Genomic DNA, 25,944 nt, shown 5'->3' on the forward strand with positions numbered 1-25,944 from the left:
GGCAATGAATTACCGATCTATTTTCTCTAATCCCTGCGGGACGAAGAATTGCAGCAAAGTTAGCGTCTATGGGAGTTAGGGGAGATTTAGAAAGTCGAGGGAATCCTGATCGCAGGAAAATCACTCCCTCACTGTCTCCTGTTACCGATAAGACCTGAGTCCCAGATGCGGAGAATCTCCTGCACCGAGAAGTCGTTGCTTCTCCTGTTCATAGAGCGCTGAATATTCGTGAAACTTCACATCTGCCCCAGGTGCATGACGATCCTTCAGAAATGCTTCTTTCAGGACATAGTACACAAAGAGTAAATCGTGTGCTCCCGGTATTGGAGGATTGGGATTCACAGGGCTGCAGGTAATATCTTCGGGGAGGTAAGAGTGATACATACAGAAGCCTGACTCGAGACTCTGAGAGGCTCGCGGCCACACATACAGATCGGTATTCTGAACGACGTAGTATTCCGGAACTCCGGTAGAGTCGCATCCCGTTTTCAACTCTTCATATTCCTGAAAGCTCCCGAGAGGCTTCATCGGGACAGAGCATCCGCTGTAGTAGATATGGTGCAACTGCTGGAAATCCGGAACCGCTTCTAGGAGAGAAATCCGATTCGAACCTGCAACGCACGGCAACCAGGATTCGCGACGCCAGTAGTTTTCCTGTGTCAGGTGACGCAAACACCTGTTGATCGATCGGAGTATGAATCGATCCGGCAAGAATCCCCCGGTACTCTCGTTGAACAGATCCCGCACGGCATCCACGATCTGGCCGCATCTGCCGGCGCACTCCGACACTGAAGTGTCGTCCGTCCAAAACTCGATCGCTAATCCGAAGACTTTGATCGCGCTCGGGTCTTCGTCCGAGGATGCGGAAACCCTTTTCATGCTGACAGAGAGCAGGTCCGCGGGTGCAATTTGAATTCCTGCGATATGCCCCTGAACGGAGGCGCCGGTCACAGCGATGGATCTGGATACGAGCCTATCCGGATTTTCCGCGGAAATGATTTCCGACAGGAACGTTTCCGTGGGAGTCGCCTCGTTGGTACTGTGAACTCCCGGTCTGATCAGAGAGCACGTGAACTGCCATTTGTGCCTGGCACTAACGCTCGGGGTAGACTCGTGCAACACAAGGACAGCATTCGTCCCCGGATCATACTTTTGAGGCACTGTGACGGAAAAGTGCGCCTCGTCCTCCAATTCCCATTCCCAATAGGCCGCGAGGGATACGGGATCGTACATTTCGGTCGGGACTGATCCTGAGACAGGTGTCAGCCTTTGTATAGGTATCACCGGCATCCGGTCCTCTTTTCCGATTATCCATGCACGAAGAAACGATCGTCGTCGAAATTCTCCGCCAACTCACGGCAGATGTCGTCAAGTCCATTCAAGTCGCCAATCGGATAATCGTTTTGAAATTTCGCGGTGTCACTTACGAATATTCTATGGTCTTCATGTTTCGAGAGCATCGACTCAAGTCTTCACTGCAAATGAGAGCGGATGAATGCCCGGCTATTACTTCTCGGATGTGAGCGTGATTTCCTCTTTCGTGCAGAATCTGAGGATAACGTTGACTACCGCAAGCGAAACGGTGGAGATTTCAGCCCACCTGCCCGGCTCGAATCCCATGGCAAGGACCACCGAGCCGACGAGTGCAATGAGATTCGCCCAGATTGTCTTTGATGCCCACCACTCTTTTGCTGTCTCCATATTTCAATCTCCTATGGTAAGTCTCCTGACTTTCGTCAGGTTTGTTGCAAGCTGTCCGTTCAGGTCGTCGAGCACTACTCCTCTGGCACTGCTTGCGTGGGTTACTTTCAACCTGTCCGATTTTGTCCTCAAGAATGCTCCTACATGGCCGTTCGGTCTTTCCGGAGTCATGGTCCAGAAGGACAGATCGCATTCATCAGCCAAAGTGGGGTGAGTCTCTACTCCACGCCAGCCCCCAAGCCCCTGGGACATCCGGAGCGAAGTGGTCCTCGTGATTCCCGGCACTCCTGCCCATTTGCAGGCAAGAAACAAATATCCGGAGCAATCGAGACCAATCCTGAGATCTTCCGAGCCTCCCCATGTGTACTTCGGATGTTTAGCGATAATGAAAGCGAGCTGTTCCTTCAACGATTTCCGGTAATTCTCGGAAAGGGCCTGTGCTTCACGTCCAGCAAAGGATAGCGCCAATAACAAGGACAACAGCAGACATGAGAATTGCCGACGACGTTGGGTCTTTTCCAATGCCTTCCATCCAGTCATCGGGAGTGATGAAATCGACGAACAACATCCCTCCCGTAAGAGTGATCATTCCTATCAGTACTGCGGTTAAACGTATTAGCGTGTACCGCAGCAACCCGGAAGGATCTTCCGGCATTACCCAGGCTCCGGACCACAACAAACCCGAGACCGCAAGTGCGCTCAACACTGATGCAATCGCCCATTGCTTGAACTCATTCGGCATACGACTGCTCCTACATTTTCGAGAGGAAATGTGAGATGATTATTGCCACAACCTGCGCTGAAGTGGCCACAGCGACAACTGCCGTCCAGAACAGCGCCCTTTGACGGCTATTCCAGGAATCATGGTTTGTAAATACTGCATGGGTGACCTGCTGTGCAGCTTCCAGTCCGGAAAGTCGCATTTCATGTTTTTCGTACTCCTTCCGGCGAGATCTCTCCAGATCCTCGTGACGAATTCGGCAGTTATCCTTAAGCTTAACGAGACAGTCGCTGATCCTTTCAAGAACAGGCAACTTGTCTTTAATCACTGCCACGTCGACGTTGAGTTTTTCCAAAAGCTCAAGTTCGGAGGTCTTGGGGTACATTACAGAATCCACCTCCTACGAGTGACTCACAGGCTGCTATCACCTGTTCAGGACCGATGGAGGACATGCACGGATGCCCGGGTAACGGGCACTCGCACATGCACGGTTTTTCGTGGCAAGGCAAATACTTATTCTCACCTTCCCTCACATTCGTAGTGCGTCACTCTTGTGAAAGGTCCGAGACATCACCATGCGATCAGCGATAGTCTCCGGGCCAGGGATGACGGACTTTAATTTCGTTTCTTCTGTCCAGCCATAATTGGCGGGAGTCGCCGTCGCCTTCATAGGCAAAGAACATACCGTCAGATTCCTGCCGATAGCATTCGGCTCGAACAGATCGTATTTTGTCACACTGAAATTGCTTTAGACGACTCCACTCTTCCTGGTTGACGAGCATCTTAAGAGCGAGGGCGCTCGGATCGTTTTCCAGGTCGATCCTCAAGAAATCGGAGAACTCCTGGGGAAGATTTTTGGCCGCCTCCATTTTTGCGAGATTCTGCGAACTGAGGCTTCCTCTGATTTCGCCCTCGTACATCCCTCCATTCCACTGAATTCCAAGCGCCTGACAAACTGAAAGAATCATGGATCCCCTCTCAGATTTCGATGCTTCCCACAAGGCTTGCTTTGGTCAATCCTCCGGGAAAAGAGTTGTAGTAGCGTACAGACTGTTCCATTTGGGATTCAACCGAGATCAAAGGAATGTAGTAGTGCACGCCTTCAGAAAAGAAGTCTTTAATGTAGCATCTGGCAGGTATTGAGGACGAAAAGACCGGAACGAGTAAGCAAGTCTCAGGCGGAGCCATCGAATCCATGCCTATGGCAGTGGTGAGGCGAAAATTGCTCGTAGAATTGAACGATACGCTAAACTCCAAATACACCTGACTACCGTCCAATAGCGCAGCATATACTTTGTAATCGCTTCCTGAAGCAGGAATCCACATTTTGCCGGTGAATGCCGGTTCGTACGTCTCTGCTGCAAAAGGACACCATTTTCCGAAGATTTTCTTCATCCCTCGATAGGCAACTCCGCGCCAATCCATGACATCAATGGGTCCCTGAAACGTGCTCCTATGGTTGAAGGCGTACATGATTCCAAGGAAAAGGCAGGATGGATCGTCGGATTTCACCTCAACTCCCTGGCTAACCGCTCTTTTCGTTTCAGAGGCATCGAGCCGGAGCGAACCTTCTTGGAGACTCAGGTAGACGCTGAACAATGTACCGGCCGTCAGGGCTTCGCAGTTGAGCGTAATACCGGATTCAGGGATATCGAAAAATCCGGTTTGCGGCAGGTACACGCCTTTTCCCGACTGTCTGCCGTACATCAACTGCGGAACGTGATTCTGGGTGGAATTCAACACCACGTTCATCAGCGCCGGCTTGTTCTCCTGAAGCGACTGAGTCCATGTGTTTCCGTCGTTCTCCTTCGATTCACAACCGTCCGGGAACATGGATGCTGGATTCGTGTTCCACCTCCGAACGGATAATCGCGCAGTCGCTCCGACCTCACCGGAAAAAACCAGCCACACTCTCTTCCCGCGCCAGAGTTGGACCGGTTGAAACGTATGCCTGATCCAGACGTCCGCAGCCACACCTGTATTTATCGATCCCAGCGACTGGATTATCTGACCGGGAACGGTCCTGTTTTCAGCTTCGAAGAGGTGGATTTCCCCCAGAGCCGTATACGCTGCCGTGCCGTTTCTATCAGTTATTTTCCATTTGTAATGCCGATACGCCGCCGCATTCCTGACATGATAATCGCGAGCGCTTGTGGACCCGGTATCGTTCTCAAAATTCCAAGGAGTGGAACCGACTAATTGAGTCCAACCGACATCAGTATTATACGCTGGAGATACTTCATTTGAGCCCCAAAAAGTGAATGCTCGTGGATATGCTCTTACATTGATGTCTGCATTGCTGAAGGAAACAAAGCGAAATCTGTTAATAACCCTGGCATCGCCTGCACCAAGATCGATAGCCCAATAAATGGGTGCAAATGATGTTGGAGCCGCATTTGAACGGAATCCGACGTCAGTTGCAGTGGAGCCGTCCATTGCCTTAAACGCTTCAAAACCTGCTGCTTCAGCGTTGGCATTATTGCTGTCCCGAGCGGTGACAACATATGGAGAGGGCGCATTGTTGGAAGTCATCACCAACGGCACCCTTGCAGTCAGTCCGTTGAGAAGTCCGTTTGGCTCCAGAGAATATCCATCGTCTTCACAAAGGGCAATGTTTACTGACCCACCGCTTCCCGCGCCGGTTACGTAAAGGCTCAACGAACTCAGAGCGAAGTCGATTTCGGGAACAAAAGCAATCGCCAGTTTGTGATTGGCAGAAGCCAATGCCACTTCCCGATCGCCTGATGTCTGCATGTACGCAGGAGGAACCCATAAACTTCCCGTCTTTTGCGAAGCGACGAGTTGGGCTTCCGAAGAAAGGCCGGAGGTCGAGACCATGCTACCCATTAATTACCTCCAGGCAAAGATGCTCATGTTGCAGGTACCCGATGGAGAAGCCACATGCACAAAAGTCTGCCCCGACTCGGTGATAACAGGCAAGATCCAACTGGTTCCCTGTGAGGTCAATCTGGCAGTTTCCGAACCGCTTAACGTACCTCTTACATGCAGCACTTCAGTACCGGATTCCACATGAAGCATTACTTCCTTGAAATCCGTGAGAAGAGCCACTCCGGTCATGCTCGTCCCAAGATTTACGATGCGAGTGGTGAATAATTCGGAGCCCCGATCTGTCAGGGCATGTCCGTTGTCATCACGAGGAACGGGTTTCATTCGCTGTCCTTCCTTATGCAGCAGTTCCGCCGAAGACCGCCCATGCGTACAAGCCGCCTGCCACCGGTCCGCATGTCAGGAAAATCGACTGGCCCGCATTGATGGTTACAGAATCCAGATCATGAGGGAATCCGTTGGGACAAGCCACAGTCTCGTTTCCGGACGATCCGTTCACTACGGCTATTTCCACTCCGTTCAACTCCCTGGACGGTGAAGGCAATGTTACGGTTCCGCTGACAGCGGCAAAAAACCAGCCGAACACTTTACAGTCGTGCTCCGACAGCGTGACGTTTCCGGAAATCTCCAGAGGATTCCATTGAGAAGGTGAATCGCACCTCATATCGATTCCTTTTTATTTCAGGAGATCGGTTATTCCTCTCCTGCATTGAGTGTTTTTGCGAAGAGTCTTCCAGAGGCATCAAGAAATCATGAAGTGGGAAGACCGTGAATCATGCCGATATTCTGCCTTGGTCCGCGAACAACGACTCCGTAGGTCTGGAATGAAATCAACCAGCGCTGATATCGACCCTGGGTGGGGATTTCCTTTCGATCCATCCGGTCGTTTGCAAAGTACCCGTAACTCGTTGCAGCAAAGTTCACGAGTAGGAGGGTGTCGGGTCGCATATACCTGTCGGACAGAATGGGAAAACTCTTGCCGATTTTTGCGTCGAAGGTATCGACGGAGAATCCTACATTTTTATCGTCTTTTTCCATGCGACGGTAGGAAATATCAAAATCGTGAATATACTGATGCGTCAAAGGATGACAAACCAGCCACCAATCGCCGGTATTGTAATCGGCGTTCTCGTCGAGCCACAAGTGTCGAGCGAGATCGTCCAGGTCGGTCTTGGTGAGTGCGGAGCCGTTCTTATTGACGAATACCTGCGGATTGGAAAGCTCGCTTTGCGTGATCACCGGCCAGGTTGAGATGCCGCACATAGTCGGCTCTTCGGTCTTGTTGCCGTACACGAAATCCGTGCCGTCATGATATGGTCTGGACCTGAGCACAGCATAGGCGAGCTGACGCCTCAGCTTTTCCAGTAGAGCGGAAATCTGGTGCTCGGTTTCATTTGCAATGATTTCATACCGGGTGTTCTTGCGAGTTTTCGGTATCTCAAAAGTCTCCGCGTGAATCTGAGTTCCTACTTCCCGAAAAACCCTGTCAAGAGATCGAGGATCGGATGCATCCCGGTAATCGGACCACACTTCCGAGATGATATCCCACCCGATGGATTGGGCATCGTCACTCAGAGTCGTGTTGCCGTACGCTGCTACCGTCGCGGTCAGCCCATCAAGGGATGACACTTTCACCTGCACTCCGTCACTCGGTCTTTCCAGTATGGTTCCCGGCCGGATTACTTTGCGGGCAGACTCCGCATTGGCTGCAGCTCCGAAGAGATTCCCGGAGATCGTCATAAGATTGCCGTCCAATTGAGCGGTAACCTGCGAGGGATAACCCCATTCTTCCATCCAGCGGACAACCGGCCCCGCAACTGACGGGCCTACCGGTATTTTGGAGAGCACATCACTTTTGCCCTGGACTACCTTGTCCAATCCCATGAGAAGGAACTTCTGCAACTTGCGTTCGGAAACGGCGTCTCCTTGAGTCCAGAGCTTAAGAAAATCACTGACATTACCAGACATATCAATTCACTCCTTATGCATTCTCGCTCATACAGTTTGATAGAACTACATGGGCCGCGCTGTCTTCAGCGCATGCTTAGATCTTCCTTTTGCGCAGGCCGGCAAACATTTCATCAAGGTTTTTTGCTTTCTTCATAGTCCGTTCAAAGTCTTTTTCCTCATCGCGGGATTCATTCGTTTCCCCATCACTTTCAACCGCTGAGCGATTCCGGATATCTTGTGCGGCTGCCGAACGTCGTTTGAGAACGAGATCGTTCTTCTCTTCTACTTTCCGGAGAAGCTCCGCAGCCTCATTTGCATGCAATCCTTTGTCCCGGATCAGGAATTCCAGTTCATCAGCATATGGCTTCAACCCGGAATTGCTTGGGCGGGAGAGAAACTCTTCAAGCAGTTTCCCAAAATTCCGCTCTTCCTGAAGCGCTTCATCAATCATCTCATCTATGGAACGCAACGATTCCTCCTGAGCCCGTCGAATCATGAGTGCGGTAGCCCGCACCGGATCCGACTGATAAGCAGACCTCATTTCCTGGATGAATGCGTCGTCGTCTGCTTGTTGAGAAAGGACATTCCCTTCCTGATTGGCGTGTTCCAGCAGAGAGCGATATCGTTCGGCCTCCTGACTCTTCTGTTGAGCGATCAGGACAGCGTTCTTGTACGCTCTTAGGATTTCCTCACGATCTGCTGAATCGATTCCTCCAGGATCGTGCGATTGGAGCGCCTGTTCTCCTCCGCTCTCTCCGACTTGTGGTTCTGTGAATTCCGTCGAATCGATCGAAGCGTCTTCCACAGGGCTCTTCTCTCGTCTCTTCAAGCGTTCGGTCTGTGCCATTTCTGTGAGATCCACTGTTCCTCCTGGCTCCAGTGTTATTGGTTCCGTGGCCGGGCTTTAAGCTGTATTCGGTCAAGACGATTGAGAACAAGATCGATTCCGGCCACAAAGCCCCGATTGAATTCCAGGTTTTTGTCTCTATCGAGACACTCCATGATTTTTATGAACTGCTCCCGTTTCAGCATTTCCACGAATGCCGGAAGAAACTGATATTGCCAGGACGGACTTGCTGCGCATTCAACGAGCTTGTCCTCTATTTCCTTTTCCGAATCATCATCCCAACCGTCTCGGAACAGGAGATATTCTTTGTAGAATACTGACATAGCCTTCTCCCTGATGAGTTGGTGGCAATGTGTTGATCGACCCGGACCCGTCAGACACCTGGTGTCGTGTATCCATTCGGCTATACGTGGGGAAAATCCCCCCTACCCCCCTTTATAAAGGGGGGGTTAAGAAGCAACTCGAAATTCTCCCCTTAGTGAAGGGGGGTTAGGGGGGATTTGGAAAGTTGAAAGGACTGTGATCCGAGAAAAGATTCTCTCTACCCCGAGTAACTGAATCGTTACGCTGTCGCAGACAAACTCTGCATTTGCAGTAGTTGCGCCACAGCATTGGCGTCAGTCGGCTCATCTCCCATGGGACCGCCTCGTTCCACTAATCCGTGAGGACGACCCTGCTCCCGGTTGACACCTCCAGCGGAAGTCTCGCCAGCCTCCGACATGATTCGTTCCGTCGCTTCTGCAGGTAGTCGAGTGAGAACTCTTTCTGTGCCGTCGATGCCCAGAAGTTCGAGATACCTTTTGATCATCTCTGAAAAGGAGATTTGGATTCCTTCCTGTGCAAGTACCGGTTGGAAACGTACCAGAGTGGGCAAGACTCGCTCTATACTTTGCGCCTTTGCAATTCGACTCGCATCCTGGCGAGTGAGGGTAGCGACAACCTTGTATCCTCCGGATTGTATTTCCGCGGCGGAAACCACCAAAGGAACGTCTTTTCCCGCTGCATTTCGGACCGTGATGGTCTGGTCGTCAAGCAGGAATTGTTGCAGCATGGAGAGTGCTATGCTGCCAAGAGGCTCGAGAAAACTTCTTGCGAACAAGTCTGTCCGGGTTCCGAAAGACGCCATCCCTGCTTGCTGGAGAATATGAGCTTCCGTTGCTGTCTTTGCACCGCCGAGAGTCCCGAGAGTCGTTTCCGTTATCCCGGTTCGCTTTTCCAGAAGATCGTTCAGATACTCAATGAGAAAATTGACTTCCTGTTGAGGGAAATGAAGAGGTGGAAAAGGCTGAATATCTGCAGGATCGTCGACGGTCCATACTTTGCCGGGATAAACCACATCACTATCGGTACTTATTTGCCGTGCAGCGGAAGATCCTCTGCGAACGATAAGTTGCGAATTTGCCGTCAGCCGCGCATTGTCCTGGGATTGGCTCACGAATTGTGAAATTGAGTGAATAAGATCCAAATTGCTTTCAACGGCTCCCATGCCGAGGGGACCCGGCAGCGGAGTGTACTGAGCGGATACAAAAGGCCGCATTCCCGACCAGAGAACCGGACCTTCAGTCACTCTGACAAGGATCCCGTCTTCCGGAGTGTCCGAGCCACGTTCCGTTATGAGGGTGCATACGCATTCTTTCGGGCCGTCCTTTGTAGGAACTGAGCCGTGCCACTCCCAAAGGGTCAGTTTCCGGATTTCATCGCCTTCCAGGTAATCGCTGTCCGGATCGTGGGCAAGTTCGGAATCACTCCGAGCATTTTCCTGAGCAGCTTTCTTCCATCGAGCATCGAACTCGTCTCTATTGAAATTGTACACACCCTTTTCAAACTGATCGACGACGTACTCATACGTCTTGTCCACACGATGGCCTATGCCACTGTGTCGCTGCACGTCATTATGAGTAGCGCTCCAATCCAGGAGCATTCGATCGAGAGGAATCACCTGAATAACGGGGCAGTCGTAAATCTTTTCCCTGTTTTCGACAACTTCTAGAGACTGATGGAACCACTGACACCTGGTCACCCCCTTGGAGTACCAGAATATCTTTGCATACACGGTTCCGTAGAGAATTAGCTGCTGGAGCGCTTCATAAATCCTTATATGAATCCGGCCTTCCTCAAGGCGCGAAAGCAGCAATTCCTGCAACTTGTACGAAGTTGGAAACTGAATGTCATCCGATACGGTAACCTGTCGGTCTTTCGGAAGGATTGTCAGCCATTCAGGGCCATTGAAAATTGCCTGATACGCCCTGTCCGTCCAGTTGTCCACAATATAGGAGGGAGAAACGACTATGTCGGCCTGCCAGCGATCCTTTCCCGGAGTGCTGCGCTTGCCCAGCCCGACACGACTCTGAGTAGAAGGGACCGGTGCACCGCTCCACGCATTTAACTCCCGGCGGTTATGGTACAGGTCTTCGAGCAGCTTCCAGCGATCGACCTTGCGATGCACAAAATCATGCGCAGCTTTGCACCAGGACGTTACGTATTCGAAAATTTCGTCTTGTTTCCGGGTCGGGTTCAATGTGTCCTCTCATTCCGGTAGATTCGATAATGTGCGTACCGCATTCGTTCTTTTCACGAAATACTTGTTGTTTCCTAAGTTTGAATTGCTAACGGGTCTGATAGGTTTGCTCTTTTAACTCGTCCTCGTGTAGAGGTCGGTTTCAAAGCTCGTCCCGATCTTTTTCATCGAATGCACACAATGGGGCGGAGAGTTGTTGTATAATCTTGTTTTTGGCGATACGCATGATTTGTTCGCGAGACATATTTTTTCCGTTGTCCGGATGCTCGGTGTCAAACATGTGCTTACTTATCGCCATGCTTTCTGATTCTTTCCTGATCATGCGAGAAAGTTTTCGATGTTCAGGCAAACTCATCCCGGTATACCTTGCAAGTTGTTTCATGCAGATACTCTATTGCTTGTTATGTATCGACTCAGTTCAGAATCGAGTAGATAACGCTAATATGTGAGGAAGGAAGATGTCAGTTCACAAACAAGAAGCCTCATGGCACACTTTGAGAGCATTGATTGATCATCGTGTATAATGTAATTATCTCAAACAAGATTAGCCTCGTCAACTATTCGTTGAGAAACCTGCTTCAACCTTTTCAATCGGCTCATACCATTTCGCCAATAAATTTGATAAAACCGAGAGGCCGGCAGGGACGCCGGACCCTACCATCAGCCGGTAGTGGCCGTGCCTCCGTGCCGGCCAAAATTGCATTTATAAAATGCGAATAGGTATCAGACACATTCTTTTCCACTTGGGAAGATTCCGGAGAAAAAACTTCGCGCTGCCGCCGCCAAAAAGCCCAAATTAGTGAGTAAGCAGGAATAAAATGCTTGCCAGAGCGGAAAAACACTATTCATTCGATTCAAAAACTGCTAGTTCTGCACAAATTACATGGATGCGGTCTGAGCAAAATCCATATCCGCGCATGTGAAAGGAGTTGAATGGCGTCGAGTTGGTTTGTATGGGGAGCGGTCGTGTTTAGTGCGATCATATTAGCCGAATTGTTACGCCTCAATATCTTACTGTTCAAGACCTTGAAAACAGAACAGGTCTTGTCTTCCCCGACGGACTGCACCAAGCAATCATGCCCAACGGTATCCGTTTTAATTCCGGCGAGAGACGAGGAAGGCAATATTCAAGAATCTGCAAAATCCATTCTGGATTCTGATTACGAAAACCTTGAACTGATCCTTGTTGACGATCGCAGCTCCGATGACACGCTTAAACTCATGGAACAAATTGCGGAGAAGGACCGACGGGTCAAGGTGATTTCCATCCGAAGTCTTCCGGAAGGATGGACCGGAAAAACCCATGCACTCTATGAAGGAGTTCAGTCTGCAACTGGTGACATCCTCTTGTTCATAGATGCCGATTCGGTGATTGCTCGAAATCTCGTTTCTCGATCAATCAACCACCTGCTCACGCACGATCTCGATATGCTGAGTCTCGCACCCGGCTTTGTGCACAGAGGGTTTCTCGAAAATGCGGTGCATCCGCATTTGGCTCTGGGGTTGTCTTCCTTTTTTCCCATGCTAGATGTAAATGACATGTCGAAAAGAACCGGTCTAGCCTCCGGCTGTTTTCTAATGATGACGAAAAAAGCGTATGAAAAAGCGGGTACGTGGAAAGCATTCAGGACGGAGGTCACCGAAGATATTGCCTTGAGCAAGGCCTTGAAGCAGAAAGGAATGCGCCTGAATTTCCTGCGTGGAGGCGAACTGGTCCAGACCAAACCATTCGAGAGTTTTGCGGAGCTGGCAGCCTTTTGGAAAAGAACGTTTTACGGTGGCCTGGAACAAAGCATTACGAGATGCATAAAATTGTGCCTGAATTATATTACCCTTCTGGCACTTTTGGCGTTTCTCATATATTCAATAGTCATGATTGCGGGAGGAAATCCCTCTACGGGACTCTGGATACTCGGAGCGCTTTCAGCTTTGGGAATGTGTGCCGTCGTGATACCGTATGGAATGGTAGTCGAGAAAGAGCACGGCTCCAGATGGTACGGTTTTTCTGCGCCTATCGGTCTGGCACTGAGCGCTTGGGTTGCACTGAGCACCCTGATAATGCTATTGACCAAGAGAGGAATTCATTGGCGAGGTTCAGTATACAGATAGGAGCTTAAACTCACGGTATTAAAACGCGATTCGCTCCGATGGGGAAGGAGAAAAGCGTTGACCATGTTGTTGATTTCCTGGTATGATCCCGGTTCGCCTAGTCGAGCCTCGCGCGAAAGGAGAAGGTATATGAGCCCTGTGAGGATTGGTGTTTTTGTGAAAATCCTCGTGTTATTGATTGTGTGTGCAATACCTGCAGTATCCGGCGCTCAGGAATTCAAGGTTTTCACCAGCGAGGAGTACGGGTTCACTATGAAATACCCCGCTTCGTGGCTCAAAGTCGAGCCCAAAGGCAATTATTATGTCGTATTTCAAGCCCCGGATCTCACCGACAATTTCAGAAACCGGATCCATGTCGCGGCTCACAAACCCGTCAAGGACAATCTTGATGTTTTCCTGAAAGAGTTGAGGAACGGAATTTCGGATCTACAGAAAGGCTCCGGCAAGAAACAAGAGGTCAAGATACTGGATGAGGGCGAATTCAAGAGTGAAGTCCCCGGAGCTTACTATTTTTTCATCCAGGCTTTCGATGACAAGCTCCGAATCTGGATGGACATTGTCATAGTATTTTATAAACATGAGCAGACGCTTCTCAGGATCTCTTGCCTGGCACCGTCTCAAAGTATGGAGAAGGTCCAGCCCATGTTCAATGAGGTGCTCGTGAGCGTCAAGTTCACCTCACAAGATAGCGAGACAAGTCCGGCACCGACTCGGCCCCCTGCAACGGCTCCGACACCGCCTCCACCTCCCCCGTCTCAGCCTGCGCCTCCGCGGTCTCAGGTCACCCCAACTCCGGCTCAGCCCGCCCAGCCGGGTGTTACCGAACGTGTTCCGGAGCAGCCGCGCTATGCACCGGAGCCCAGATCTGAGCAGCCTGCGCCTCGGACTACTCAGCCGCCTATGCCACCTGCAACCGGACCTCGACCTCTTCCGAGAGGACCGGCCAGAGAACCGGAAACAGGTATAATAAATTAAGAACAGGTTATTTAAGCCATGACAATGCGCCGCGTTGAAAAATTTTTCGATTCTCATGAAGGGTTCCGGCAGTTCAAGAAAAGTCTGACTGACCGACTGCCGCTGCCTATGGATACCAGATTCGTGAGAGAACGGGCGCTGAAGTTGGCCGAGAAACACGAGCCCAGAGGTGACAGGAACGAATTGGATTTTGCCCTGTCCCAGCTTTCTGTTTCCGTAGATCCAAAGCGGTTTCAGCAGACATCCGCCATGACTCTGTTTATGGCAAAGACCCTGTTCAGGGACATCTCTCAACCGATTGCATTACGAATTCGGCAAAAAATAGCAGAATTCAAAGGTCCGAAGTTCTTCTTCGTAGGCCACACATCATATTTCGATTACGTCCTGACCAATCAGCTCGTGCAGAGGCTCGGTCTGGGCTCTCCTGTTACGCACGCCACCGGCAGTTTCACCAAAGGATGGCTTTCAAACTGGCTGCATGGATTTCGTGCGCTGGTGACTCCCAAGAACCAAAGTCCGATTCAACACAGGGCTTATTCATGGTTCAGCGCTGCCCTGGCTGAAAGCGGCGAGACTCAGATCCTCATGGCCCGGACAAGCCGGTATACGGTTCGATCCAGGGACGGTGTTCTCCGTGAACCGTACGTTCCTCACGGTGTTCTGGCAGCGGTAAAGGCTACGGGCCGCGCGATGATTATCCCGGTATCGATATCCTATGAGGCTGTTCCTGAGGATGCATACCTGACATATTCTCCTTTCTTTCCGTTGCTCGCGATGTTTCCTCGCAGGTGGCCTATTCTGCTCCCGCTTCTTCTCGGAGTAGGCAGTGCCGATAAAGTGTTGAGAGGACTCGAGGGAGTATTTGGCGATGCCAACATAGAGACGGGAGAGCCTTTCGAGCTGGCAAACGACGATTCACTTACGCTTCAGCGAATATCTCATCGCGCTATCGAAGAAATTGCAAAAAACAAACTGATTCATCCAAGCCAACTTGTAGCCAGAGCAATGCCGCATGGAGAGTGGGTTGACATAAAGACTCTGCGGCAACGAGTTGAAACCGAAATTGAAGCTATTTCCGACTTTTTTAAATCGCGGTACAGAAAAGCCGCGCCTTTTCACCCGATAATCAACTCGGATATTCCCGCTGCCATAACCCGCGGTCTCAAGGTCCTGGGCAGACGCCGCGCTGTTAGCCGATCGGTTGTAAGAAGAGCTTATAGAGCAGACAAAGCCTCTTTGCTGAGATTTTACGCCTATCACGGCGACCGGCGTATATATCCGCTCAGCGGACGAAATACGCTCACAGTCGTAAATGCCGGTGTATGGGGATACACGCTCGCTCTTCACATTGGCATGAATCTGCTGAAGAAAGAGGAATTGTCCGAGACATCCCTGATCCTGTACGATTCTCGAGAAGATCTGATTGAAAAGCTCACGGTGGATGGAAAGCATCCGTGGCACTTCAAAGACATCGCTCTTCCGAGATCCGTCCGACCTGAAGCGGATCTGTTGGCTGCCATTGGGGACACGTCGCTCATTCTTATGGTTACTCCCAGCAAGTACTTTCACGCTATGCTGATCAAAGTACTTGAGTTGGCACCAAATGGGAGCGATCTGGTGATTGCCACGAAAGGTTTTATTCCGGAAACAGGGCTCCTCCCCTGCCAGACGGCTCAACTGGAAATGGAGCGCCTTGGAAAGAAAGTGAAAATTTCTATTCTATCCGGAGCAAATCTCGCCCATGAAGTTGTCCAGGGCGGTGCTTGTGTCACCCAGATTGCGTGTGAAAAGGACGATACGTTTGACCGACTCCGTCCGTTGTTGGACACTCCCAAATTCCGCGTGGTGTACTCTAACGATGTGATCGGCACGACAATTGCCGCTGCTCTCAAGAATGTGTACGCCATAGGTTTCGGCCTGTTGGAAGGATCCAAGAAGGCTCCGGAGAACTTTTTGGCAACGTATGCGACCCTCGTTACCGCTGAGATCAGGAATTTCGGACTTCTGCTGGGGGCTGCTCCAGAGACGTTCGATGCCGAAAGCCAGGTATGGATGGCCGATCTACTGGCAACATGCAGAGGCGGCAGGTCCGCGCAATTCGGTCGCGATCTGGCAGTCATTGAAGAAAAAGCGGGAAAAGTGAAGCCCGCCAGACAATTACTCGAACAATATCGAAAGAAGAAAGTGGCCGTGGAAGGATTCGAGGCGGCCCGATATGCGAACAGAATCGCTTCTCAAAGAGGTTTTCACCCCCCGATTCTCGGCGAGATTTACGCAATTCTTCACGGAGGCAAGCAGGTGGACGTGGACGGTTTTATCGAGAAATGCCTCGATGCGCTGAGCCACAAAACCAGCCAATCATCCCCGTCTGCAATCCGACCTCGATCCATCCGGTATTGACACATCGCCCCGACACACGCTTCGGGGCTCACACGTGGGGAGCCATGAACGAGTCTCTGTCCATTCTGCCCATTTGCATTAAGGACCTCAGGCCTGGAGACAATATTCTCCAGTGCTTCAGATTAGGAACAAAAGAGCTTCGTAAGACAAAATCGGGCCATGACTACCTGGACCTGGTATTCAGCGATGCAACCGGTTCGGTCACCGGAAAAGTCTGGGCCGACGTGCTCCGTAAATGGGGTCACGCTTTTGCATCCGGCGATTACGTTAAAGTTGAAGGACGAGTCGAAACATACAGGGACAAAATTCAGGTCGTGGTTGAAAAAATACGCAAAGTCGATTCCTCCGAGGTTCCGGACATCGACTCGCTCGTAAAGAAAAGCAGCCAGGATCCCCAGGTGTTAATGGCAGAACTGAAAGGGATCGCGGGAACATTACAGCCGCTTCAACTGTCGAATCTTGTGCTGCATCTGTTGGAGACGCATGCAGATGCTTTTATGAGTCTTCCGGCAGCCCAAATGGTGCATCATGCGTACAGGAGCGGTCTGATCGAACACGTTACGGCGGTAACTAGAAAGGTTATGGCTGTGTTGCCGCTCGAGAACGATATCAACCCTAACATAGCAATTGCAGGAGCCATTCTTCACGATATCGGGAAGATTCGCGAGCTGAATGCAGAAGGAAATGGCAGAACACCTGAAGGGAGACTCATCGGGCACGTCTCGCTCGGAGCACAAATGCTTCGTGACGCGGCACATGCAGTGGGAGTGACCGCATCTGCATGGTTGACGGAGTTGGAACACATCCTGCTTTCACATCACGGGGAGACCCAATTTGGCGCTCCGGTGCGACCCTTTACACGGGAGGCCGTGCTGGTTCATTTTATCGATAATCTGGACGCAAAGCTCAAAATTATGAGCGAAGCGCTCGAATCCGCGGAACCGGATGGTTTCGCTCCTTATAACAAATGGTTGGAAGGCAAAGCTTTCGCAGGAAGCAATGCGCTTCGCCAGGAGGATCACGATGCTGGAACTTGAAGAAAAACTTGCACTGTTGAAGGATAGATCGTCTCAGCTTAGAGGTTATCTTTGACCTCGATGCCAAAATAGCCCGCCTGAATGACCTGGCAAAAACTCAGGAAGATTCGGAATTCTGGAATAATCCCGAGCAGGCACGATCTCTTTTGAAAGAACAAAAGCAGATCGCTGTGATAGTGCAGGGATTCGAAGACCTTAATAAAGAAGTGGAAGAGACTTCGCTGCTGCTTGAGCTTGCTGTGGAGGAAGACGATAAGTCGGTCCTGAAGGAAGTTGAAGAACGGCTCAGTGTCATTGAAGAAGACATTAACAATCTCGAAATTCAGCGTTTATTTACCAGGCCGGAGGATGCCGGCGACGCAATCGTGGAAATTCATGCCGGCGCCGGTGGAACAGAAGCTCAGGATTGGGCGGAGATGCTCCTGAGAATGTATTTGAGGTGGGCTGAGCGCGAGGGATTCAAATCCGAAATCATGGATACACTTCCAGGTGACGAAGCGGGGATCAAGAGTGCCACGTTTTCCGTTGAAGGTGAGCACTCGTATGGACGTCTGAAGGCTGAAATAGGAATTCACCGGCTGGTGAGGATTTCTCCTTTCGATGCTAATTCCCGACGTCATACATCCTTTGCTGCAGTGTTCGTGTACCCGGCAGCGGATGAAAACGTAGACATTGAAGTGAATGAATCGGAACTGAAAACCGATACGTACAGAGCTTCCGGTGCTGGCGGTCAGCACGTTAATAAGACGGATTCCGCAGTACGTATTACGCATCTTCCCACCGGAATCGTTGTCCAATGCCAGAACGAGCGTTCTCAGCATAAGAATCGCGCGATGGCCATGAAGATTCTCAAATCTCGACTCTACGATCTGGAAATCCAGAAAAAGATGGAGGAGAAAGAGAGTATGCACAAGGCAAAGAAAGAAATTGCCTGGGGGTCTCAAATCAGGTCATATGTCTTGCAGCCCTATCAAATGGTGAAAGATCATCGCACCAATTGTGAAATCGGCAATGTAAATGCAGTCCTGGATGGAGATATTAATCGGTTTATTCAGGAATACCTCCTGGTACAGGCACGGGAAGCGTCTTAAAGCTCAGAGGTCAGGATTATATGGTGACAAAGCTGCCATGATGAACTATGGTGTGCGTTATTGAATATTGACTATAAGGAGTAAAACATGAGTCGTTGGTTCTCAAAGTTGTTTTTTCTTGCCATTCTTGCAGGGTTTGCTTTGGCTCCCTGCATCTCCGAGGCGTCTTGAGCGGGCTGTTTTCCCTCCTGGTCAGGAGCCTCAAGCAGCTATTCAGCCAGTCCTTCTTATTACGGTTATGGATACGGATACGGGTACGCGGGACAGAATTACGGGTATTCCGGTCAGCCCCGAGTAAAAAAAGCCAAGAAAAAGAAGACACAGGGCAACTAGATTCAACCAGGGGAGCCCTCATGAGGTTCCCCTTCCCCATATCACCTGCTCTCTATTCACTTCTCCATCTCACATAATTAATGTAATATCCCGAAGAATTGCCAAGCAAGGACATTCTGCGTTGAGCAACATAAAAGAAGTGTAGCATGCATAATCCCGATTTTATAGCATTCTTGGACACTCGCGAACACACTCGCGATCGGCTTGCATCGATTTTGTCACGATGGGCCGACATCAACTCGTTTTCCTACAATCTTGAAGGCATACAGCGGGTTCAGACGTTATTCCAGGAGGATTTTTCAGATCTCCGGTCACAGGAGGACTCTTGCGAGCTGCCTCCTCAAAAGGTACTTTCACCCGAAGGTCACGTCATTGAAAGACCCCTTGGCAAGGCTCTCATGTTTCTGAAACGTCCAGAGCAGAAATTGCGGGTATTCCTCTGCTGCCATCTGGACACGGTATTCGCACCGGACCATCCTTTCCAAAGCTGCTCCCGAATTGATGAAAATACTCTTCGCGGCCCGGGAGTTGCCGACGCAAAGGGTGGTCTGCTGGTTATGTTGACTGCCCTCCAAATGTTCGAGAAAAGCCCCTGGGCCGATAATCTCGGCTGGGAAATTCTCATCAACCCGGATGAAGAGATCGGGTCGCCGGGTTCGGCTTATCTGCTTCGTCAGGTGGCCGAGCGCAACGATGTGGGTTTGATTTTTGAACCTTGCAGCACTGAGGGCAAATTGGTGTCGCACCGCAAAGGATCCGGAAATTTCTCAACGTTCGTGAAGGGACGAGCTGCGCATGCCGGAAGAGACCCGCATCTGGGACGCAATGCAATCCTGGCTGCAGCCCGGATGATTGTAGACCTCCATGCTATTCAGAATCCTCAACGAGGCATCACGGTTAACACAGGGTACATTGAGGGAGGCGGTCCGGCAAACGTGGTGCCGGACAGGGCTTTCTTCAAGACGAATGTCCGAGTGGCCGATTCGCAGGAGCAGCACGATTTCGAGTCACTCTTGACCGAGACTCAGAGCAAATTGAACGAGACGGACGGAATTAGTGTGGACACATTCGGAGGATTTGGTAGACCGCCGAAACTTCTGGATTCACGTACACTGTATCTACTCCGGCAGATCGCAGAATGCGGACGAGAGATCGGACTTCATCTGGAATGGATAGGCAGCGGCGGCACGTGCGATGGAAATAATCTGGCTGCAGCAGGTCTGGTCACTGTAGACAGCCTGGGACCTCGAGGGTTCGGAATTCATACCCAGGATGAATACGTGCACTTGGACGACATCATTGAACGAGCGCAACTCACCTGTCTTCTCCTGATGAAGATGGCGGCGGGTAACGTTGAAATTCCTCCGAGGAATTCATGAGAACTGAAGAGGGGAGGTTCGTCTCAGATTATAGCAAATTCAGAATTTTTGTCCGATTGCGAAAAGCGATTCTCGAAAATCGGTGGGTGCCGTGCCTCCGTGCCGGCACATTTATCACAATAAATCAACTAGTTCGACCAGGCAGGGACGCCTGGCCCTACCGTTCTTATAAAGGATAGGGTGTTCAAAGGTCAGAAATTATGTCAACTACTATATCAGATGATCCTTGGTGCACGACGCTATTCGGCTCCGAACCCCTTCAGAAGCTCGACAACATCGTGGTGTCCTGCTGCTTCGGCTAATTTCAGAGCGGTCAGCCCCTGATTATTTACAGTATTGAAGCTGATTCCACTCTCAAGGAGTAGAGCCACGGAGGACCGGAAGCCTCGAGCCGATGCTTCCATGAGAGCAGTATTGCCGTTCTTGTCCTGGACATTCCTGTGAGCTTTTCGTTTGAGGAGAATGGCAACGATTTCAGGCATCTCATTTCCTGACCTCAGGCGTGCACTTTTCTTCAACTTTTCGCTCCGACCGACTCCCATGCAGGCCCAGATCAACGGAGTCCTTCCATCATCGTCTGCAAGGAAAGCCTTAGCACCAGCTTCCAGGAGCAATTTCACGAGCTTGGCATGTCCCGCGCGGCATGCATGCACGAGAGCCGTACGACCATACTCGTCTCCGGCATCCAGGTTCACCCCCCTGTCGATGAGTATTCGAGCGCACTCAGCATGACCTTCAGCGCACGCGATCATTAATGGAGTCCGGCCGTCTTCGTCGCCGGCATTGAGCAGGGCTCCTTTATCCAACAGCATCTTGACGAGCTCTGGAGAACCGCTCCGGGCGGCCCGCATTAATGCGGAGAGATCGTGCATGTCTATCGAATTGACATCAGCTCCATGCTGCAACAATACCTTTGCAGCTTCCACGTGCTTGCCTCTGGCAGCTTTCATGAGAGCGGTTGCTCCGAAATGATCCGTCATTTCCGGATCGGCGCCTTTCTCCAGGAGCAATTGCACTATTTCGGCATGGCCTTTTGATGCAGCCCACATGAGTGCAGTCCAGCCATTCCTGTCTCGACCCGCTATTTCGGCTCCTCGCTTCAGGATGACACGGACAGCTTCAAGGCGTCCCTCGCGTGCGGCGAGCATCAAAGGAGACCAGCCGTTAGCATCCTGATAATTTATCTCGGAGCCGTTATCGCACAGGATGTCAATTACCTCCGCATGGCCTTCACCTGCAGCCTTCAGCAGCCCGTTATAGCCAAGCTCGTCCCGAACGTGGATGTCAGCACCGTGTTGGAGCAACAGGCGCACTACACCGGTTTTGCCTTCACGAGCCGCATCGATCAAAGCAGTACTTCCATCTTCGCTTCGAGTCCCAGGATTGGCTCCGGCATTCAGAAGAAGCTCGATAATGGCAAGACAAGCATCGTGATCGGCGGAGCACCATCCTCCAGCGACACTGAGAGCTGTACGCCCTCCGTACAGATTCCTGGCCTCCACATCGGCTCCTCTCTCCAGCAAAAGCTTGACGGCAGAAACGTGACCGAATTCGGCTGCATACATCAACGGCGTCAGGCCGAACCGATTGGAAGCATTCACATCTGCGCCCAGATCGAGCAGGAAACGAATTACGTCGCACGTGCCTGCTTGTGAGGCTCTGCACAATGCTGTTTCGCCCAGGGCGTTTCTCGCATCTATGTCACATCCCAATTCCAGCACACGGGAAATGGATGCTAGATCTCCAGCGCATGCGGCAGAAACCAGAGACTCCGCCGCCTCGGTAAGACAAGAAGAACACAATGAATTCTTAGAAGAAATGCTGCTTCCGCACTGAGAACAGGTATTCATTTTTGACTCGTTGGCGAGAGGAGCACATATCACGAGAGAAAGTGGAATTGTTTTTACTAGCCTAACGGGAGAAGCACGGGAAGTCAATAATATAACAACAGAGCGAAGCGGGAATCGAACCGAAGGATATTTCCGTAACTCCCAAAAATTATGGGACATGACTTTGAGTAGCCATGCCCCATTCTCATCTGCTGTCGTGAGCAATCAGATGAAATCTGAAAGAAATGCGTTAGTTACTCTGCGCTTTGAACTTCTACTCCACTTTGTTGGATCTTCTTCTCCATTTGAGTATCGCTCGAAGCTGTTCCTGTTTGGCCCATCTCCGTTTCAGCACGTGCACCACCGGTCTCAAAGAAGTTGAAGACCCGATTCTGGAAATCCACTCCGGCCAATGCCTGCAAATCTTTACCCTTCAGGTCGGGAGCATTGTTCAGTTGATCTAGTTTCACGTTCAAGACCAGTTTATCTTTTATGGCGTCTCCATTTACCTGATCCCAGGGAATCGGAATGAGTTTGCCGTCATGTGACAAGATGATGAATTCCACGTTCCCAATCTTGGAAATGACGATGTGCTCGACTTTCCCCAACTCGTGATTCTGATTGTCTACAACGCTGGCTGGAATTACATCAAACTTGGCAAGATCGTCACCGAGCATCACTGAAGACGAGGCTTTTCCGGCACCTCTTGCCATTCGTCCGGATTCTCTCACATCGGATGCGGCCCGTTCAGATCTCCTTCCCGATGTTGCCGGGGCCGTGGGAAAAGTCTCCGACTCAAATTCCCTTGCGACAAACATTTCTCCGGGGATAAATGGAGTCTCAAGAGATTCGAATTCGCCTTCCCGGGCAATGATGCCTTCCGGCCGATTGACTGAAGGAGCCGGCATGCCCGACATGCCGCCAGGCATCCTGTAGTCCCGGCCGATACCTGCAGCTCGATAAGCAGCGTCCGAAGTGCTGAAAGGCCCGAAGATTACTGTCCATCCAATTCCCGGTAAGCCTTCTATAACTTTGTCTGTGCCCATTTTGTCTTTGACCACATAGAAGTCAGCCGACGCCCCGGAAACAAAAAGAAAACTCATCAACAGTGCCGATATAAAAACTACGCGTAAGTTTTTCATTTTTAGACCCTTTCCTAACTGAGTCAATCTGTAATTTCTTTTGGTGAATCGCTTGCGCTGCTCGATTCTGACTGTCAACGACCGACAATTCAGAGTAAGCGTTGTCGATGCAGACAGACCTCAACGCATCACCAAATTTTTCTATGTCCATGCAGAATTCGTGCCATTACCTGATATTTTTCACTGCCAAAACAGCCTGATATTGTTTGTCATTTTCGAGCTTTTTTTGCGCAGGCAAAATTGTACCCAATTCTTAGCGTTTCAAATGGGTATAATTTCCACCTATTTTACTAAGTAATTAGTTTTTGATAATTTTACTATTGCTTTCCTGGGCGTCAATTACCCTTCTTTGTTCGGTTCTTTGGATGAGAATTACACAATCTATAGTACGCGACTGCTTGCTGGTTGATATATCGAATTATTGGATTGCTACGGGCAGGAATAATGGTATCAGGTACACAGTAATGCGAAATGGCTATTTTGCCGTTGTCGGTCTCAGAGTAACCAGGAACTCGTTATATATACCGACGTAGTGCTCCAGAGCCACGCAACAGCGGATCAGGAGCAGAAATCTTCTGAGATCCATCTTCGTATACGCCCTCACGAGAATCCTCCAGAATTTGGTTCTCGTATTCCGTAGAAATCCCCATTGAATGAAGGTGATGATGAGAACTCTGATTTCGGCCCATTCCAACTTTTTGGGATAGAGTGGCATTTGAACGGGTTTCATTGCAAGAAAATGGCGGAAAGCTCTATCCAGAAAGGCCGAGTGATCGTAGAGGGCGCTCATGGTGTTGAGGAATTCCGTTTCTATTTCATCCAGAGACCGTGTGGGCCGGAAATTCATCCTCAAGTTGTTGCTCTGGATAAGGTCTTCTCTTTCTCCATTGACCAGACGATTCTCCCGTTTCAGACGGGTCCATAGACTCGTGCCGGGATATGCGTAGAGAAGAGCGACTTCGACCAGAGGTATATTGTTCTTGGAAACGAACTCTATCAGACTTCGATCTCTTCCCGGACGTTCTCCGTCCATTCCGAGAATCGTTCCTGCCATGATCTGAAGCCCGGCCTCGTTGATCTTGCTGCAGGCATCGTCCAGATCCGTTGAAGAGTTCTGAAGTTTCCGGGCAATTCTGAGCACCTCTTTATCCGTGGATTCTATACCGATGTAAACAGTGGTGAAACCCGCTTCCACCATCATTCGCATGATATCCGGCGAACGGGACAGATTGATTGATGCATGGGTAAAGAATTCAAACGGCCTGCGATGCTCGTTCGACCATGTGACCATCATCTCGAGCAGCGCCTTCGATCTCTTTGGATTTCCCACAAAGTTGTCGTCAACCACGTAGATTTCCCGTCGCCATCCAAGATCGTACAGCGTCTGCAATTCCCGGATGAACTGCTCGGGAGTTTTCGTTCTTACTTCTCGACCGAAAATCTGCGTGGCATCGCAGAATTCGCATTGAAACGGGCATCCACGCGAAAACTGGATCGCCATGTCAACGTACGCTTTCATATCGAGCAGATCGAACCTGGGTACGGGCGACATGGTGAGGTCTGCCCTTTCCGCGCTTCTGATGATGGTCGGTGCTGCGTCCTGTCGCATTTTTTCCAACAGCAGAGGAATAGTGATCTCGCCCTCCCCTACCGCGACATAATCAGCCCCTACATTGACGAATTCATGCGGAAAATGGAAAGCTGCAGGCCCTCCCACGGCCACCACTTTTCCCTTCTCCTTACTTTCACGGATGACATCTGCAATTTGTGTGAATTGCATGAGCGTCCCGGTGGTGAATACAGTCTCACACCAGGCCCAGTCTTCCTCGGATATGCATTGAAAGGTAAGATCGATTAATTTTAGATCCCAGGAGTGCGGCAGCAGAGCAGCGACTGTTAACAGCCCGAGCGGCGGGGTGTATGCCTTTTTTGAAGCAACTCTTATCACCGAATCTTCTGTGCCGATATTCAAATTACGAGGGCTTTTCGGATATACCAATAGCACGTTCATGCTGTTCTCCAATGTAGATCAATGCAAATAAACTAATTGAATGAAGACGCGATCGGTTTCTCGATCTCTGATTCTGTTTTCTCGATTGTCTGTTCAATCTCAATAAAGATTAACTTCACGTTCAAGTGTTCATCGCACTTTATGTTTACACAGTATTGAAGACAATTTTCAAAGCACCCAGCTTCTGCGCAAGATGCAAATACCAGCATTGCAGTTAATTACAGAATATCACAGTACTATTGCCGCGTCAATACAGAACAGTTTTGTGACAATGGTATGACGGATCTTCTTCATGAACGGATTATTTCCTTGGTTCAGATGAGGGGTTAGTTAGACGTTCCTATCTCACGGATGACGGTCAATGGATCGGTAGGGGCGCCCCTCGTGGGTGCCCGGTAGTGAGCGGCCTCCGTGCCGGTCATTGCGGGAGGGCAGGCACGAGACCTGCCCTACCCGATGGCGAATCGTGGCACGAGTCAAGCGTCAATACAGTTTTGAGACACTTTCCGAGACCTGCCCTTACAGTGACTGCGGTTGCAGTGTCAAAATATATAGTTCAGACCATGAAGCAAATGCTTTCAATTCGGATCGGAGCTGAGCTAAAGGCGCAATCCGTTCATAAAAACCAGAGTTCGTTTTTTATTGCACTCGTTATGATATCGGTGCGATCATAGACCATACAATTCCAGGGGTAGCAACAATGCCGGATAGAGATAAACAGGATGTACTGAATGCGCTCAATCCCGACCGGGAGAAAGAGAGAGAATCGGGATCATCCCTCTCCGATTTTGGAGAAGGTGCAGAAGTCGGCATGGACATAATTGCCGGTGCTTCCGAGTTTGTAGAGAAGACAATTTGCACCATAAATGAAACCGGAACGGCGCTGTTCCATGGTGCTGCCGATACAGGCGAATCAATCGCAAGAGGCGCTGCACAGATTACCGGGGCAGTCGCAGAACATGTCGTAGATGTGACAGAGGCTACTGTGGATGCGGCGGCCACTGTTCTTTCAGTCCTGCTTGATTCCTGACTCTCGCCTGTGCCTTGAACGCAG

At 50.4% G+C, this 25,944-nt stretch carries 25 protein-coding genes; 7 read left to right on the forward strand and 18 right to left on the reverse strand.

Going from position 1 to position 25,944, the window contains the following annotated elements; genetic code table 11:
- Positions 1-141: 141 nt before the first annotated feature.
- The 15 genes from DESTI_RS16500 to DESTI_RS16565 form a co-directional block, all read right to left on the reverse strand.
- Positions 142-1,290, reverse strand: a complete 1,149-nt coding sequence (locus DESTI_RS16500; protein ID WP_014811106.1) for a phage adaptor protein — start codon at positions 1,288-1,290, stop codon at positions 142-144.
- A gap of 17 nt (positions 1,291-1,307) precedes the next feature.
- Entirely contained in the window at positions 1,308-1,460 is a 153-nt protein-coding gene (locus tag DESTI_RS30810; protein ID WP_157212184.1) for a hypothetical protein, read from the reverse strand.
- 46 nt (positions 1,461-1,506) lie between these two features.
- Positions 1,507-1,701, reverse strand: coding sequence for a hypothetical protein (locus DESTI_RS16505; protein WP_014811107.1), 195 nt, complete (start codon positions 1,699-1,701; stop codon positions 1,507-1,509).
- A 3-nt stretch (positions 1,702-1,704) separates the two neighbouring features.
- A complete protein-coding gene (locus DESTI_RS16510) occupies positions 1,705-2,109 on the reverse strand; it encodes an NlpC/P60 family protein (protein WP_014811108.1) in 405 nt (134 codons plus the stop codon).
- A 34-nt stretch (positions 2,110-2,143) separates the two neighbouring features.
- On the reverse strand, positions 2,144-2,443 hold the full coding sequence (locus DESTI_RS16515; RefSeq protein ID WP_014811109.1) for a DUF350 domain-containing protein: 300 nt from the start codon (positions 2,441-2,443) through the stop codon (positions 2,144-2,146).
- Between the two features lie 10 nt (positions 2,444-2,453).
- The gene (locus tag DESTI_RS16520) at positions 2,454-2,807 is read right to left on the reverse strand and encodes a hypothetical protein (RefSeq protein WP_014811110.1); all 354 of its coding nucleotides are present in this window, start codon (positions 2,805-2,807) and stop codon (positions 2,454-2,456) included.
- A gap of 196 nt (positions 2,808-3,003) precedes the next feature.
- Complete coding sequence (locus DESTI_RS16525; RefSeq protein WP_014811111.1) at positions 3,004-3,390, reverse strand: hypothetical protein; 387 nt, start codon at positions 3,388-3,390, stop codon at positions 3,004-3,006.
- 10 nt (positions 3,391-3,400) lie between these two features.
- Entirely contained in the window at positions 3,401-5,269 is a 1,869-nt protein-coding gene (locus DESTI_RS16530; RefSeq protein ID WP_014811112.1) for a DUF5000 domain-containing lipoprotein, read from the reverse strand.
- Between the two features lie 3 nt (positions 5,270-5,272).
- Positions 5,273-5,593 (reverse strand): hypothetical protein, encoded by a 321-nt coding sequence (locus tag DESTI_RS16535; protein ID WP_014811113.1) that lies wholly within the window; start codon positions 5,591-5,593, stop codon positions 5,273-5,275.
- A 13-nt stretch (positions 5,594-5,606) separates the two neighbouring features.
- Positions 5,607-5,933 (reverse strand): hypothetical protein, encoded by a 327-nt coding sequence (locus DESTI_RS16540; RefSeq protein WP_014811114.1) that lies wholly within the window; start codon positions 5,931-5,933, stop codon positions 5,607-5,609.
- A gap of 86 nt (positions 5,934-6,019) precedes the next feature.
- Positions 6,020-7,237, reverse strand: coding sequence for an SU10 major capsid protein (locus tag DESTI_RS16545; RefSeq protein ID WP_014811115.1), 1,218 nt, complete (start codon positions 7,235-7,237; stop codon positions 6,020-6,022).
- Positions 7,238-7,313: 76 nt separating this feature from the next.
- Complete coding sequence (locus tag DESTI_RS16550; protein ID WP_014811116.1) at positions 7,314-8,081, reverse strand: hypothetical protein; 768 nt, start codon at positions 8,079-8,081, stop codon at positions 7,314-7,316.
- Between the two features lie 20 nt (positions 8,082-8,101).
- Positions 8,102-8,389 carry a hypothetical protein gene (locus tag DESTI_RS16555; RefSeq protein WP_014811117.1) on the reverse strand — a complete coding sequence of 96 codons (288 nt, stop codon included), beginning with the start codon at positions 8,387-8,389 and terminating at the stop codon, positions 8,102-8,104.
- 239 nt (positions 8,390-8,628) lie between these two features.
- On the reverse strand, positions 8,629-10,584 hold the full coding sequence (locus DESTI_RS16560; RefSeq protein WP_014811118.1) for a portal protein: 1,956 nt from the start codon (positions 10,582-10,584) through the stop codon (positions 8,629-8,631).
- Between the two features lie 142 nt (positions 10,585-10,726).
- Positions 10,727-10,966: a hypothetical protein gene (locus DESTI_RS16565; RefSeq protein ID WP_014811119.1), complete on the reverse strand. Its 240-nt coding sequence runs from the start codon at positions 10,964-10,966 to the stop codon at positions 10,727-10,729.
- 551 nt (positions 10,967-11,517) lie between these two features.
- Between DESTI_RS16565 and DESTI_RS16570 the strand changes: the two genes are divergently transcribed.
- From DESTI_RS16570 to DESTI_RS16595, 6 genes are all read left to right on the forward strand, one after another.
- Complete coding sequence (locus DESTI_RS16570) at positions 11,518-12,693, forward strand: glycosyltransferase family 2 protein (RefSeq protein WP_014811120.1); 1,176 nt, start codon at positions 11,518-11,520, stop codon at positions 12,691-12,693.
- Between the two features lie 129 nt (positions 12,694-12,822).
- A complete protein-coding gene (locus DESTI_RS16575) occupies positions 12,823-13,668 on the forward strand; it encodes a PsbP-related protein (protein WP_014811121.1) in 846 nt (281 codons plus the stop codon).
- Positions 13,669-13,686: 18 nt separating this feature from the next.
- Positions 13,687-16,068 (forward strand): glycerol-3-phosphate dehydrogenase, encoded by a 2,382-nt coding sequence (locus DESTI_RS16580; RefSeq protein WP_014811122.1) that lies wholly within the window; start codon positions 13,687-13,689, stop codon positions 16,066-16,068.
- 44 nt (positions 16,069-16,112) lie between these two features.
- A complete protein-coding gene (locus DESTI_RS30815) occupies positions 16,113-17,105 on the forward strand; it encodes a 3'-5' exoribonuclease YhaM family protein (protein ID WP_041286260.1) in 993 nt (330 codons plus the stop codon).
- Positions 17,092-18,196 (forward strand): peptide chain release factor 2 gene (gene prfB / locus DESTI_RS16590; RefSeq protein WP_157212186.1). Its coding sequence is split into 2 segments (ribosomal slippage): positions 17,092-17,157 and positions 17,159-18,196, totalling 1,104 coding nucleotides; the frame shifts between segments, so codons are not numbered across the junction. Before DESTI_RS30815 ends, prfB begins: the two co-directional genes overlap by 14 nt.
- A 479-nt stretch (positions 18,197-18,675) precedes the next feature.
- Complete coding sequence (locus DESTI_RS16595; protein ID WP_014811124.1) at positions 18,676-19,908, forward strand: hydrolase; 1,233 nt, start codon at positions 18,676-18,678, stop codon at positions 19,906-19,908.
- A 239-nt stretch (positions 19,909-20,147) separates the two neighbouring features.
- Here DESTI_RS16595 and DESTI_RS16600 read toward each other — a convergent pair whose 3' ends face one another.
- The 3 genes from DESTI_RS16600 to DESTI_RS16610 form a co-directional block, all read right to left on the reverse strand.
- Entirely contained in the window at positions 20,148-21,758 is a 1,611-nt protein-coding gene (locus tag DESTI_RS16600; protein ID WP_014811126.1) for an ankyrin repeat domain-containing protein, read from the reverse strand.
- Positions 21,759-21,991: 233 nt separating this feature from the next.
- Positions 21,992-22,879, reverse strand: coding sequence for a PRC-barrel domain-containing protein (locus tag DESTI_RS16605; protein ID WP_014811127.1), 888 nt, complete (start codon positions 22,877-22,879; stop codon positions 21,992-21,994).
- A gap of 475 nt (positions 22,880-23,354) precedes the next feature.
- A complete protein-coding gene (locus tag DESTI_RS16610; RefSeq protein WP_014811128.1) occupies positions 23,355-24,890 on the reverse strand; it encodes a B12-binding domain-containing radical SAM protein in 1,536 nt (511 codons plus the stop codon).
- A gap of 700 nt (positions 24,891-25,590) precedes the next feature.
- Between DESTI_RS16610 and DESTI_RS16615 the strand changes: the two genes are divergently transcribed.
- Positions 25,591-25,920 carry a hypothetical protein gene (locus tag DESTI_RS16615; RefSeq protein WP_014811129.1) on the forward strand — a complete coding sequence of 110 codons (330 nt, stop codon included), beginning with the start codon at positions 25,591-25,593 and terminating at the stop codon, positions 25,918-25,920.
- Positions 25,921-25,944 lie beyond the last annotated feature (24 nt).

Source organism: Desulfomonile tiedjei DSM 6799 (assembly GCF_000266945.1).
GTDB classification, from domain to species: domain Bacteria; phylum Desulfobacterota; class Desulfomonilia; order Desulfomonilales; family Desulfomonilaceae; genus Desulfomonile; species Desulfomonile tiedjei.

Excerpts from the sequence above, each read along its gene's own strand:
- DESTI_RS16500 (WP_014811106.1), bottom strand. The coding sequence starts at position 1,290 with ATGCCGGTGATACCTATACAAAGGCTGACACCTGTCTCAGGATCAGTC.
- DESTI_RS30810 (WP_157212184.1), bottom strand. The coding sequence starts at position 1,460 with ATGCTCTCGAAACATGAAGACCATAGAATATTCGTAAGTGACACCGCG.
- DESTI_RS16505 (WP_014811107.1), bottom strand. The coding sequence starts at position 1,701 with ATGGAGACAGCAAAAGAGTGGTGGGCATCAAAGACAATCTGGGCGAAT.
- DESTI_RS16515 (WP_014811109.1), bottom strand. The coding sequence starts at position 2,443 with ATGCCGAATGAGTTCAAGCAATGGGCGATTGCATCAGTGTTGAGCGCA.
- DESTI_RS16520 (WP_014811110.1), bottom strand. The coding sequence starts at position 2,807 with ATGTACCCCAAGACCTCCGAACTTGAGCTTTTGGAAAAACTCAACGTC.
- DESTI_RS16525 (WP_014811111.1), bottom strand. The coding sequence starts at position 3,390 with ATGATTCTTTCAGTTTGTCAGGCGCTTGGAATTCAGTGGAATGGAGGG.
- DESTI_RS16530 (WP_014811112.1), bottom strand. The coding sequence starts at position 5,269 with ATGGGTAGCATGGTCTCGACCTCCGGCCTTTCTTCGGAAGCCCAACTC.
- DESTI_RS16535 (WP_014811113.1), bottom strand. The coding sequence starts at position 5,593 with ATGAAACCCGTTCCTCGTGATGACAACGGACATGCCCTGACAGATCGG.
- DESTI_RS16540 (WP_014811114.1), bottom strand. The coding sequence starts at position 5,933 with ATGAGGTGCGATTCACCTTCTCAATGGAATCCTCTGGAGATTTCCGGA.
- DESTI_RS16545 (WP_014811115.1), bottom strand. The coding sequence starts at position 7,237 with ATGTCTGGTAATGTCAGTGATTTTCTTAAGCTCTGGACTCAAGGAGAC.
- DESTI_RS16555 (WP_014811117.1), bottom strand. The coding sequence starts at position 8,389 with ATGTCAGTATTCTACAAAGAATATCTCCTGTTCCGAGACGGTTGGGAT.
- DESTI_RS16565 (WP_014811119.1), bottom strand. The coding sequence starts at position 10,966 with ATGAAACAACTTGCAAGGTATACCGGGATGAGTTTGCCTGAACATCGA.
- DESTI_RS16570 (WP_014811120.1), top strand. The coding sequence starts at position 11,518 with ATGGCGTCGAGTTGGTTTGTATGGGGAGCGGTCGTGTTTAGTGCGATC.
- DESTI_RS16575 (WP_014811121.1), top strand. The coding sequence starts at position 12,823 with ATGAGCCCTGTGAGGATTGGTGTTTTTGTGAAAATCCTCGTGTTATTG.
- DESTI_RS16580 (WP_014811122.1), top strand. The coding sequence starts at position 13,687 with ATGACAATGCGCCGCGTTGAAAAATTTTTCGATTCTCATGAAGGGTTC.
- DESTI_RS30815 (WP_041286260.1), top strand. The coding sequence starts at position 16,113 with ATGAACGAGTCTCTGTCCATTCTGCCCATTTGCATTAAGGACCTCAGG.
- DESTI_RS16595 (WP_014811124.1), top strand. The coding sequence starts at position 18,676 with ATGCATAATCCCGATTTTATAGCATTCTTGGACACTCGCGAACACACT.
- DESTI_RS16600 (WP_014811126.1), bottom strand. The coding sequence starts at position 21,758 with ATGAATACCTGTTCTCAGTGCGGAAGCAGCATTTCTTCTAAGAATTCA.
- DESTI_RS16605 (WP_014811127.1), bottom strand. The coding sequence starts at position 22,879 with ATGAAAAACTTACGCGTAGTTTTTATATCGGCACTGTTGATGAGTTTT.
- DESTI_RS16610 (WP_014811128.1), bottom strand. The coding sequence starts at position 24,890 with ATGAACGTGCTATTGGTATATCCGAAAAGCCCTCGTAATTTGAATATC.
- DESTI_RS16615 (WP_014811129.1), top strand. The coding sequence starts at position 25,591 with ATGCCGGATAGAGATAAACAGGATGTACTGAATGCGCTCAATCCCGAC.